10 protein-coding genes are annotated in these 11,479 nt (G+C 72.9%); all 10 read left to right on the top strand.

The window, feature by feature from the left end:
- Nucleotides 1–41 precede the first annotated feature (41 nt).
- The 10 genes from ACZ5OX_RS00670 (at nt 42) to aroB (ending at nt 11,476) form a co-directional block, all read left to right on the top strand.
- Entirely contained in the window at nt 42–521 is a 480-nt protein-coding gene (locus ACZ5OX_RS00670) for a DUF948 domain-containing protein (RefSeq protein WP_449789482.1), read from the top strand.
- Nucleotides 522–525: 4 nt separating this feature from the next.
- On the top strand, nt 526–966 hold the full coding sequence (locus tag ACZ5OX_RS00665) for a DUF6167 family protein (protein WP_465627884.1): 441 nt from the start codon (nt 526–528) through the stop codon (nt 964–966).
- Nucleotides 966–3,635 (top strand): alanine--tRNA ligase, encoded by a 2,670-nt coding sequence (gene alaS, locus ACZ5OX_RS00660; protein ID WP_449789481.1) that lies wholly within the window; start codon nt 966–968, stop codon nt 3,633–3,635. The genes ACZ5OX_RS00665 and alaS overlap by 1 nt, the downstream gene beginning before the upstream one ends.
- Nucleotides 3,635–4,114: a Holliday junction resolvase RuvX gene (gene ruvX / locus ACZ5OX_RS00655; RefSeq protein WP_392874730.1), complete on the top strand. Its 480-nt coding sequence runs from the start codon at nt 3,635–3,637 to the stop codon at nt 4,112–4,114. The genes alaS and ruvX overlap by 1 nt, the downstream gene beginning before the upstream one ends.
- 137 nt (nt 4,115–4,251) lie before the next feature.
- Complete coding sequence (gene mltG, locus ACZ5OX_RS00650; protein ID WP_465627882.1) at nt 4,252–5,532, top strand: endolytic transglycosylase MltG; 1,281 nt, start codon at nt 4,252–4,254, stop codon at nt 5,530–5,532.
- Between the two features lie 187 nt (nt 5,533–5,719).
- Nucleotides 5,720–7,624 carry an endolytic transglycosylase MltG gene (mltG, locus tag ACZ5OX_RS00645; protein WP_465627880.1) on the top strand — a complete coding sequence of 635 codons (1,905 nt, stop codon included), beginning with the start codon at nt 5,720–5,722 and terminating at the stop codon, nt 7,622–7,624.
- Between the two features lie 34 nt (nt 7,625–7,658).
- Nucleotides 7,659–8,489: a shikimate dehydrogenase gene (locus ACZ5OX_RS00640; protein ID WP_465627878.1), complete on the top strand. Its 831-nt coding sequence runs from the start codon at nt 7,659–7,661 to the stop codon at nt 8,487–8,489.
- A gap of 200 nt (nt 8,490–8,689) precedes the next feature.
- Nucleotides 8,690–9,874, top strand: a complete 1,185-nt coding sequence (gene aroC, locus ACZ5OX_RS00635; protein ID WP_465627876.1) for a chorismate synthase — start codon at nt 8,690–8,692, stop codon at nt 9,872–9,874.
- Nucleotides 9,871–10,392, top strand: coding sequence for a shikimate kinase (locus tag ACZ5OX_RS00630; protein WP_465627874.1), 522 nt, complete (start codon nt 9,871–9,873; stop codon nt 10,390–10,392). Before aroC ends, ACZ5OX_RS00630 begins: the two co-directional genes overlap by 4 nt.
- The gene (gene aroB, locus ACZ5OX_RS00625; RefSeq protein ID WP_465627872.1) at nt 10,385–11,476 is read left to right on the top strand and encodes a 3-dehydroquinate synthase; all 1,092 of its coding nucleotides are present in this window, start codon (nt 10,385–10,387) and stop codon (nt 11,474–11,476) included. Before ACZ5OX_RS00630 ends, aroB begins: the two co-directional genes overlap by 8 nt.
- Nucleotides 11,477–11,479: the final 3 nt, after the last annotated feature.

Genomic DNA, 11,479 nt, shown 5'->3' with positions numbered 1-11,479 from the left:
GGGTTCCGTCTGAAGAACTGCAAGGCGAGGGAGCGCGCAAGGTGTCCGTGGGAGAGCTGGCCGGATTGCTCGTCGCCGTGTTCTGGGCGGTCCTGGTCACCCTGCTCGCCGTGGTGCTGGTCCGCCTCTCCCGGGTGCTCAAGGAGGCCGCCGTCCTGGTCTCCGCGGTGACCGAACAGGCCGTCCCGCTGCTGACCGACGCGGGCACCGCCGTGCGCAGCGCCAACCAGCAGCTGGAGCGGGTGGACGAGATCACCGCCAACGTGCAGGACGCCGCCGCCAACGCCAACGCGCTCTCCTCCACCGTGGCCGCCACCCTGGGCGGACCGCTGGTCAAGGTCGCGGCGTTCAGCTACGGCGTGCGCAAGGCCGTCGCGCGGCAGCAGGGCGGTCTGCCGCCGGTGCCGTCGCAGGTCGGCGAGCGCGAGGAGCTGGCCCGGCTGATCCGGGCCGAGGTGCGCGCCGCGACCGCGCCCAGGACCGGCCTGCTCTCCCGGGTCCGGCGTGCGGTGAGGGGCTGACGGCATGGGACGCGTCTTCTGGATGGCGGTCGGCGCCGGCGCCACCGTCTGGGCCATGAAGAAGGCCAACGAAGCCGCGCAGCGGCTCACCCCGGACAGCCTCTCCGGCACCGCCGCGCGCGGTGCGCTGCACCTGGGGGACCTGGCCAAGCAGTTCGCCCAGGACGTGAGGGCCGGAATGGCCGAGCGCGAGGAGCAGCTGAAGGACGACCTCGGGCTGCACGGCACCGCCGTGGCGGAGCCCCGCGGGGCCCGCCGGGTCCTGCGCGGGGAGCCGCAGTACCGAGCTATCTCGGCGGCGCCCGGTAGCCCGGCCGCCGCCCTGCCTCCGTCCCGCGCCCGTTCCGTACCCGACGGCGCCCGTACCACCCCCAAGACCACTGAAGAAACGCCCCGCCGTGCCCTGCCGCCGCGGGGCGGCACCCCGAACCGGAAGGACCAATAATGGAGTCGGCTGAGATCCGCCGCCGCTGGCTGCGCTTCTTCGAGGAGCGCGGCCACACCGTCGTTCCGTCGGCGTCCCTGGTCGCCGACGACCCCACCCTGCTGCTCGTCAACGCCGGCATGGTGCCGTTCAAGCCCTACTTCCTGGGCGAGGTCAAGCCGCAGTTCTCGCGCGCCACCAGCGTCCAGAAGTGCGTGCGCACCCTGGACATCGAGGAGGTCGGGAAGACCACCCGGCACGGCTCCTTCTTCCAGATGTGCGGCAACTTCTCCTTCGGCGACTACTTCAAGGAAGGAGCCATCAAGTTCGCGTGGGAGCTGCTCACCAGCCCCGTCGCGGACGGTGGCTACGGCCTGGAGAAGGAGAAGCTCTGGATCACCGTCTACAAGGACGACGACGAGGCCGAGCAGATCTGGCGTGACGTCATCGGCGTGCCCTCCGAGCGCATCCAGCGCCTGGGCATGAAGGACAACTTCTGGTCGATGGGCGTCCCCGGCCCGTGCGGCCCGTGCTCGGAGATCAACTACGACCGCGGCCCCGCGTACGGCGAGGAGGGCGGCCCGGCCGTCAACGGCGAGCGCTACCTGGAGATCTGGAACCTGGTCTTCATGCAGTACGAGCGCGGCCACGGCGACGGGAAGGACGGCTTCGAGATCCTCGGCGACCTGCCGAGCCGGAACATCGACACCGGCCTCGGCCTGGAGCGCCTCGCCGCCGTCCTGCAGGGCGTCGACAACCTCTTCGAGATCGACACCAGCCGGATGATCCTCGACCGCGCCGCCGAGCTCACCGGCCACAGCTACGGCGCCGACCACAAGTCGGACGTCTCGCTGCGCGTGGTCACCGACCACATCCGCACCGCGCTGATGCTGGTCGGCGACGGCGTCACCCCGGGCAACGAGGGCCGCGGCTACGTGCTGCGCCGCATCCTGCGCCGCGCCATCCGCAACATGCGCCTGCTGGGCGCCACCGAGCCGGTGGCCAAGGAGCTCATCGACGTCGCGATCAAGGCGATGGCCCCGCAGTACCCCGAGCTGGAGGCCGACCGCAAGCGCATCGAGACGGTCGTCGTCGGCGAGGAGGCCGCCTTCCTCCAGACCCTGAAGGCCGGCACCAACCTGCTGGACGTCGCGGTCACCGAGACCAAGCAGTCCGGCGGCGCGGTGCTCTCCGGCGAGCAGGCGTTCAAGCTGCACGACACCTACGGCTTCCCGATCGACCTCACCCTGGAGATGGCCGAGGAGCAGGGCCTCCAGGTGGACGAGGCCGGCTTCCGCCGCCTGATGCAGGAGCAGCGGGACCGCGCCAAGGCGGACGCCAAGGCCAAGAAGATGGGCCACGCCGACGTCGCCGCGTACCGCGAGGTCGCCGACAAGTCCGGTGCCAGCGTCTTCACCGGCTACGCCCTCACCGAGGGCGAGGCCACCGTGGTCGGCCTGCTGGTGGACGGCGTTCCCTCGCCGGCCGCCTCCGAGGGCGACGAGGTCGAGATCATCCTCGACCGCACCCCGTTCTACGCCGAGGGCGGCGGCCAGCTCGCCGACCAGGGCCGGATCCGGCTGGAGTCCGGCGCGGTGGTGGAGATCCGCGACGTGCAGCAGCCCGTCCCGGGCGTCATCGTGCACTCCGGCGGGGTGCTGTTCGGCGAGGTCGTGCTGGGCGCCTCGGCGTACGCCACGATCGACACCGAGCGCCGCCGGGCGATCGCCCGCGCCCACTCGGCCACCCACCTGACCCACCAGGCGCTGCGTGACGCGCTCGGCCCGACGGCCGCCCAGGCCGGCTCCGAGAACGCCCCCGGCCGCTTCCGCTTCGACTTCGGCTCGCCCGCCGCCGTCCCCGGCAGCGTGCTGGTCGACGTCGAGCAGAAGATCAACGACGTGCTGGGCCGCGAGCTGGAGGTCACCGCCGAGGTCATGACGATGGACCAGGCCCGCAAGGCCGGCGCCATCGCGATGTTCGGCGAGAAGTACGGCGACGAGGTCCGGGTCGTCACCATCGGCGACTTCTCCAAGGAGCTGTGCGGTGGCACCCACGTCGGCAACACCGCCCAGCTGGGCCTGGTGAAGCTGCTCGGCGAGTCCTCGATCGGCTCCGGCGTGCGCCGCGTCGAGGCGCTGGTCGGCTCCGACGCGTACCGCTTCCTGGCCCGTGAGCACACCGTGGTCTCCCAGCTCACCGAGCTGGTCAAGGGCCGCCCGGAGGAGCTGCCGGAGAAGATCTCGGGCATGCTCGCCAAGCTCAAGGACGCCGAGAAGGAGATCGAGCGCTTCCGCGCCGAGAAGGTGCTGGCCGCCGCGGCGGGCCTGGCCGACTCGGCCGAGGACGTGCACGGCATCGCCGTGGTCGCCGCTCAGGTCGCCGACGGCGTGGGCGCGGACGAGCTGCGCAAGCTGGTCCTGGACGTGCGCGGCCGCCTGGGCTCGCGCCCGGCCGTGGTCGCCGCCTTCACCGTGGCGAACGACCGCCCGCTGACCGTGATCGCCACCAACGAGGACGCCCGCGGCCGCGGCATCAAGGCCGGCGAGCTGGTCCGCACGGCCGCCAAGACCCTCGGCGGCGGCGGTGGCGGCAAGGACGACGTCGCCCAGGGCGGCGGCTCGAACCCGGCCGCGGTCGGCGAGGCCATCGCCGCGGTGCGCGGTCTGGTCGCGGAGCGCGCCAGCTGATGGAGCAGGAGGAGAGGCCCTTCCGGCGTGGGCGGCGGATCGCCGTCGACGTCGGGGACGCCCGGATCGGGGTCGCGTCCTGCGACCCCGACGGGGTGCTCGCCACGCCCGTGGAGACCGTCCCGGCCGGGGTGAAGTCGCAGGCCAGGATCGCCGCCATCGTCGACGAGTACGGCGCGATGGAGGTGATCGTCGGGCTTCCGCGCTCGCTCAGCGGCAAGGAGGGCCCGGCGGCGGAGAAGGTCCGGGCGTACGCGGCCCGGCTGGCCAACCGGGTCTACCCGGTGCCGGTGCGGCTGGTGGACGAGCGGATGTCGACCGTCACCGCGACCCACGGGCTGCGCGCGTCCGGGGTCAAGGCGAAGAAGGGCCGCTCGGTGGTCGACCAGGCCGCCGCGGTGGTGATCCTCCAGACCGCCCTTGAGTCCGAACGGGTGAGCGGACGCCCGCCCGGTGAGAGCGTCGAGGCGGTCGGCTGACCGGCCTGGTCTAACGTCCCGTCGAGGGGCCCGTGCGGACGCGTCCGCACGGGCCCCTTCTCGTTCGTTTCCCTGTCCGGGCCGGATCGGTCCGCATCGATCCGGACCGGTTCGGGACCGCCGAAGGGGCGCGAGTCATGACCGACCAGGACTTCCACCCAGGGCTCACCCCCGGGCACCTGGGTGCGCCGGTGCTGGAGCCGGAGGGCCGCCCGCCGGGTGCGCCCCGTCCGCGCTTCGATGCGCCGGATCCGCACCGGCGGCGGGACGGACTGGCCTGCGGGCTCACCGCGTTCGCGCTGATCGCGGTGTTCGGCGGGATCGGGCTGACCGGGTACACCTGGGTCCAGGCGCAGCGCAGGCCCCCGGCCGCCGCCGACTTCGCCGGGCAGGGCACCGGCAGCGTGCAGGTCTCGGTGCCGGAGGGCGCGGGCCTGTCCCAGATCGCGTCCGCGCTGGTCCGCAACGGGGTGGTGGCCAGCTCGCTCGCCTTCACCCGGGCCGCGAAGGGCAGCGCGGCCGCGGCCGGGCGGATCCAGCCGGGGACGTACACACTGAAGCTGAAGATGTCGGCCGCGGCGGCGCTGGCGGTCCTGATCGATCCGGCCAACGCCAACGGCCTGACCATTCCCGAGGGTTGGCGCGGCTACCAGATCTACGCGGCCATCGACAAGAAGCTGAACCTGCCCCCGGGCACCGCCCAGCGGACCGCCCGGGAGCAGGGCGCCGAACTCGGCCTGCCGGACTTCACCAACGGCAGCCCGGAGGGCTACCTGTTCCCGGCGACGTACAGCGTCACCGAGGGCACCACCGCCGTCGACCTGCTGAAGCAGATGGTGGAGCGGGCCGGCAAGGAGTTCAGCCGGGACGACGCCACCGTGGTCGCCCAGAACCTGGGGCAGAGCGTGTACGGGCTGGTCACCGTGGCCAGCCTGGTCCAGGGCGAGGCCGACAACACCGAGGACATGGGCAAGGTGGCCCGGGTGATCTACAACCGGCTGGCCAGGGGCATGCCCCTGCAGCTGGACTCCACCATCAACTACGCGCTCGGCCGTTCGACCCTGAACACCTCGGTGACCGACACCAGGCTGGACTCCCCGTACAACACCTACCTGCACCCCGGGCTGCCGCCGAGCCCGATCTCCAACCCCGGGCGGCAGGCGATCATGGCGGCGCTGGACCCGACGCCGGGGGACTGGCTGTACTTCGTCACCGTGAAGCCGGGGGACACCCGCTTCACCGACAGTTTCGACGTGCAGCAACGCAACGTGGCGGAGTTCAACGCCAACCGGGCGACGGCCAATTCGAGCGCCCCGGCCTCGGGCACGGCCGCCGGCCCGAGCTCCCCGGCGGCCTCGGGGCCGGGGGCCGCGGGCGGAGCCGGGGCGCCCTCCGGCGCCGGTGGGGGGACGCCGTGACGGAGCTGTGCGCCGCCGGTGAGATCGTCCACCGACGGCGCGGGCGCCCGGCGGGGGTAAGGCTGCGGTACGGTAACGTCTCCCTCCAGGCGCTGCGCTAGCACGCCGGTTCGAGATTCAGCCGGGACGGCGTCGTCCCGGACGGCCGGTTCGATCCTCCGGTCGTCACCGTCGGTTAAGGGGATCGATGACCGATCTGGGTGGGGGCTACAACCCCCAGGGCGAGCCGTGGCACCCCGGTGATCCCGGGTACGACGGCCGGCAGCCGGTCCCCGGCCAGCAGGACGGCCAGTGGCAGCAGCAGTACCCGCAGCAGGGCCAGCCGGTCCAGCAGCCGTACGGGGACGTGCAGCAGGGGTACGCACAGCAGCAGATGACGCCGCAGATGCAGCAGCAGATGATGGCGCAACAGGGCTACCAGCAGCAGGTGCCCCAGCAGCAGATGCCGCAGCAGGGCTATCCGCAGCAGATGGCGCAGCAGGGCTACCCCCAGCAGGGGTACGCGCAGCCGATGCAGCAGCAGCAGCCGATGCAGCAGGGTTACCCGCAGCAGCAGGCACCCCAGCCCCAGCAGCAGATGCCGCAGCAGGGCTACCCGCAGCAGGGCTTCCCCGGTGGTCAGCAGGCGCCCCAGCAGCAGGTCCCCCAGCAGCAGGTCCAGCAGGAGCCGTCGCCCCAGCAACAGGTCCCGCAGCAGCAGCCGTCCCAGCAGCCGCAGGCGCCGCGCCGTCGGGCCAGGCAGCAGCCGGCCCCGGAGCCCGCGCCGGCCTCCGGCCCCGGCCCGGACGGGATCGACTGGGAGGCCGAGGCCGCCGCGCTGGAGGCCGGCGCGGATCCGGTCGGCGCCGCGCACGAGGGCGGCACGGACGAGTGGGACGGCCACGAGGACGGCCGCCACGAGGACGCCGGCTACCCCGACGAGCACGCCGAGGCCGCGGAGGCCGGCTTCCTCGGGGAGCAGGACGACTCCCGCGAGGCTCAGAAGAAGCGCAAGGAGAAGGGCAAGAAGTCGGGCCGCCGCAACGGCGGCGCCTGCCTGCTGGTCGCCCTGGTGCTGCTCGGCGCCATGGGCGGGGCCGGCTGGTGGGGCTACGGCTTCTGGCAGGACCACTTCGGCCCGGCGCCGGACTTCACCGGCGAGGGCACCGGCTCCGTCCAGATCGAGGTCAAGAAGGGCGCGGTCGCCGGGCAGATCGGCCTGGTGCTGAAGAACGCCGGCGTGGTCAAGAGCGTCGACGCGTACAGCGAGGCGTGCAAGGCCGAGCCCAAGTGCAACACCGTCCAGTACGGCTACTACCAGCTGAAGAAGGAGATGCCGGCCGCCGCCGCGCTCAAGGAACTGCTCGCCCAGGCGGGCGGTGCGGCGATCGTCGTCCCCGAGGGCAAGAACTCCACCGAGATCTACACCCTCATCGACACCAAGCTGAAGCTGCAGCCGGGCACCACGGCGGGCGTCGCCAAGGCCCAGGTCAACGACCTCGGCCTGCCGCCGTACGCGAACGGCAACATCGAGGGCTTCCTCTGGCCGACCCGCTACAACGTCTCCGAAGGCATGAAGCCCGAGGACCTGCTCAAGCAGATGGTGAAGAACGCCACCGAGAAGTACGCGGGCCTGGACGCCCAGGCCGCCTCGGTGGGCCTGAAGACCGGCTACGAGGTGCTCATCGAGGCGAGCATCCTCCAGCGCGAGGGCAACAACCCGGCGGACTTCGCCAAGATGGCCAAGACCATCCAGAACCGGCTGGCCGCCGGCGGCGAGATCAACCACCGGCTCGGCATGGACACCACGCTCCAGTACTCGCTGAACCGCAAGGAGCTCGACAAGAAGGACATGGACGACGCGGCCAACAAGTACAACACCTACATCAACCCGGGCCTGCCGCCCGGGCCGATCTCCAACCCCGGCGACGAAGCGCTCAGCGCGGTGCTGCACCCGGCGGACGGGAAGTGGCTGTACTTCATCGCGATGTCCCCGACCGACACCCGGTTCGCCGAGACGAGCAAGGAGCACTACGCCAACGTCAAGGAGTACTGCCAGGCGGCCGGGCAGAGCTTCGACGAGGCGCGCGGCCACTGCACCACCAAGAAGTAGCCACGGCCGTACGACAGTTCGCGGAGAGGCAGCGTTGACCAGCAAGCACCGGGCGGCCGTACTCGGCTCGCCGATCGCCCACTCGCTCTCGCCGGACCTGCACCGGGCGGCCTTCGCGGCGCTCGGGCTGGACGGCTGGCGCTACGACCGCTTCGAGGTCGACGAGGCCGCGCTGCCCGGGTTCGTCGCGGCGCTGGACGAGGCCGAGTGGGCCGGTCTGTCGCTGACCATGCCGCTGAAGCGGGCGATCATCCCGCTGCTCGACGAGGTCAGCGCGACGGCCCGCTCGGTGGAAGCGGTGAACACCGTGGTGTTCACCGCCGACGGTCGGCGCACCGGGGACAACACCGACGTCCCCGGGCTGGTCAACGCGCTGCGCGAGCGGGGGATCGCCGAGGTGCCGGAGGCGGCCGTCCTGGGGGCCGGGGCCACCGCCTCCTCGGCGCTGGCCGCGCTCGCCCAGATCTGCACCGGCGAGGTGACGGTCTACGTGCGCGGCGCCGAGCGGGCCCGGGAGATGGCCGTGCTGGGCGACCGGCTCGGCGTGGCCGTCCGCACCGCCGACTGGGAGCGCGGCGCCGAGGCGCTGGCCCGGCCGCTGACCGTCTCCACCACACCGGTCGGCGCGACCGACGCGTTCGCCGGGGCGCTGCCCGCCGAGCCGGGCGCGCTGTTCGACGTGCTGTACCACCCGTGGCCGACGGCCCTGGCCGCGGCCTGCGCCGCGCGCGGGGCGACCGTCCTGGGCGGGCTGGACCTGCTGGTGCACCAGGCGGTGCTGCAGAGCGAGGCCTTCACCGGGCGGACGCCCGGGCCGCTGGCGGCGATGCGCGCGGCGGGGGAGAAGGCGCTCGCCGGTCACTGAGCCCGGGGGCGGGCCCCGCGGACCGTCCGGACCGTCGGCGGGTTCCGGGAGGGCGTTCCGGCCGGATGGTGGCCGGTTGCTGTCCGTCACGCGGACTGTGCCGCCGGGTGCTGCTGGGGCATGAAAGGATTCAGGGACAAGGCACGCCCGGGGCGGGCCCCGGCGGTGCCGAGGTCCGGTCCGCTGATGAAGGAGCTCCGTTGGGTACGTTGCGCTGGCTGACGGCGGGGGAGTCGCACGGTCCCGCACTCGTCGCGACGCTGGAAGGCCTGCCCGCCGGTGTACCGGTCACCACCGACGTGGTGGCCGACGCGCTGGCGCGCCGCCGGCTCGGTTACGGCCGCGGGGCGCGGATGAAGTTCGAGCAGGACGAGGTGACCTTCCTCGGCGGCGTCCGGCACGGTCTGACCATGGGCAGCCCGGTCGCGATCATGGTCGGCAACACCGAGTGGCCGAAGTGGGAGCAGGTCATGTCGGCCGACCCGGTCGACCCCGGGGTGCTGGCGGGCCTGGCCCGCAACGAGGCGCTCACCCGCCCCCGGCCCGGCCACGCCGACCTGGCCGGCATGCAGAAGTACTCGATCGACGAGGCCCGGCCGATCCTGGAGCGCGCCAGCGCCCGTGAGACGGCCGCCCGGGTCGCGCTGGGCGCCGTCGCCCGCGCCTACCTGCGCGAGGTGGCCGGGATCGAGATCGTCAGCCACGTGGTCGAGCTGGCCGCCGCCAAGGCGCCGGCCGGCGTGGTGCCGCTGCCCTCGGACGAGGCCCGGCTGGACGCCGACCCGGTGCGCTGCCTGGACGAGGACGCCTCGAAGGCGATGGTCGCGGAGATCGACCAGGCCCACAAGGACGGCGACACCCTGGGCGGCGTGGTCGAGGTGCTGGCGTACGGCGTGCCGGTGGGCCTCGGCTCGCACGTGCACTGGGACCGCCGGCTGGACGCGCGGCTGGCCGCCGCGCTGATGGGCATCCAGGCGATCAAGGGCGTCGAGGTCGGCGACGGCTTCGAGCTGGCCCGGGTTCCGGGCTCCCAGGCGCACGACGAGATCGTCCCGACCGCCGAGGGCGTCAAGCGCACCTCCGGCCGCTCCGGCGGCACCGAGGGCGGCCTGAGCACCGGCGAGGTGCTGCGGGTGCGTGCCGCGATGAAGCCGATCGCGACCGTGCCGCGGGCGCTGCAGACCCTGGACGTGCGCACCGGCGAGCCGGCCAAGGCGCACCACCAGCGCTCCGACGTCTGCGCGGTGCCTGCCGCGGGCATCGTCGCCGAGGCGATGGTCGCGCTGGTGCTGGCGGACGCGGTCAGCGAGAAGTTCGGCGGCGACAACGTCTCCGAGACCCGCCGCAACGTGCAGGGCTACCTCGACCACCTGATCGTCCGATGACCACACCCCTGGTGGTGCTGGTCGGCCCGCCCGGCAGCGGCAAGTCCACTGTCGGGCGGGTGCTGGCCGAGCGCCTGGGCGTGGGCTTCCGGGACACCGACGCCGACATCGAGGCGACGGCCGGCAAGCCGATCCCGGAGATCTTCGTCGACGAGGGCGAGCCGCACTTCCGCTCGCTGGAGGCGCAGGCCGTGCGCGCGGCCGCCGAGGGACACGACGGGGTGCTGGCGCTGGGCGGCGGCGCGGTGATGGCCGAGGCCACCCGCGCGCTGCTGCACGGGCTGCCGGTGGCCTTCCTGGAGGTCCCGCTCGCCGACGCGGTCAAGCGGGTCGGCCTGGACGCCCCGCGCCCGCTGCTGGCCGTCAACCCGCGGGCCCGCTGGCGCGAGCTGATGGAGGCCCGCCGCCCCCTCTACCTGGAGGTGGCCACCGCCGTCGTCGACACCGCCGGGCGCAGCCCGGAGCAGGTCGCGGACGCCGTACTGGAAGCACTGGAGCTGAAGACCCCCCATGAGTGACACGACCGTCAGGATCAACGTCGGCGCCGGTGCCGGCCATGACGCGTACGAGGTGCTGATCGGGCACCAGCTGCTGGGCGAGCTGGCGCCGCTGATCGGTACCCGGGCGAAGCGGGTGGCGGTGATCCACCCGGAGGCGCTGGCCGCCACGGCGGACGCGATCCGTGAGGACCTGGCCGGCGAGGGCTACGAGGCCATCGTGCTGCAGGTGCCGAACGCCGAGGAGGCGAAGAGCGCCGAGGTCGCCGCGTACTGCTGGTCGGTGCTGGGACAGACCGGGTTCACCCGCAGCGATGTGATCGTCGGACTGGGCGGTGGCGCGACCACCGACCTGGCCGGGTTCGTCGCGGCGACCTGGCTGCGCGGGGTGCGCTGGATCTCGATGCCCACCACGCTGCTCGGCATGGTCGACGCGGCGGTCGGCGGCAAGACCGGCATCAACATCGCCGAGGGCAAGAACATGGTCGGCGCGTTCCACCCGCCGGTGGGCGTGCTGGCCGACCTCGCCACACTGGAGACCGTGCCCCGGCACGACTACGTCTCCGGCCTGGCCGAGGTCATCAAGTGCGGCTTCATCGCCGACCCGGTGATCCTCGACCTGATCGAGGCCGACCCGGAGGGCGCGAAGACGCCGGCCGGGCCGCACACCGTCGAGCTGATCCGCCGGGCCGTCCAGGTCAAGGCCGACGTGGTCTCCGGGGACCTGAAGGAGTCCGGGCGCCGGGAGATCCTCAACTACGGCCACACCCTGGGCCACGCCATCGAGCGCAACGAGCGCTACAAGTGGCGGCACGGCGCGGCGATCTCCATCGGCATGGTCTTCGCCGCCGAACTCGGCCGTCTGGCCGGGCGCTTGGACGACGAGACGGCGGACCGGCACCGCACCGTGCTGGCCTCGGTCGGCCTGCCGCTGAGCTACCGGGCGGACGCCTGGCCGAAGCTGCTGGACGCGATGAAGATCGACAAGAAGTCGCGCGGCGACCTGATCCGCTTCATCGTGCTGGACGGCCTGGGCAAGACCTCCGTGCTGGAGGGCCCCGACCCGTCGCTGCTGGTCGCCGCGTACGCGGAGGTCTCGGCGTGACCA

This window comes from Kitasatospora sp. NPDC032121 (assembly GCF_055580145.1).
This window is presented reverse-complemented; position numbering and strand designations above follow the sequence as displayed.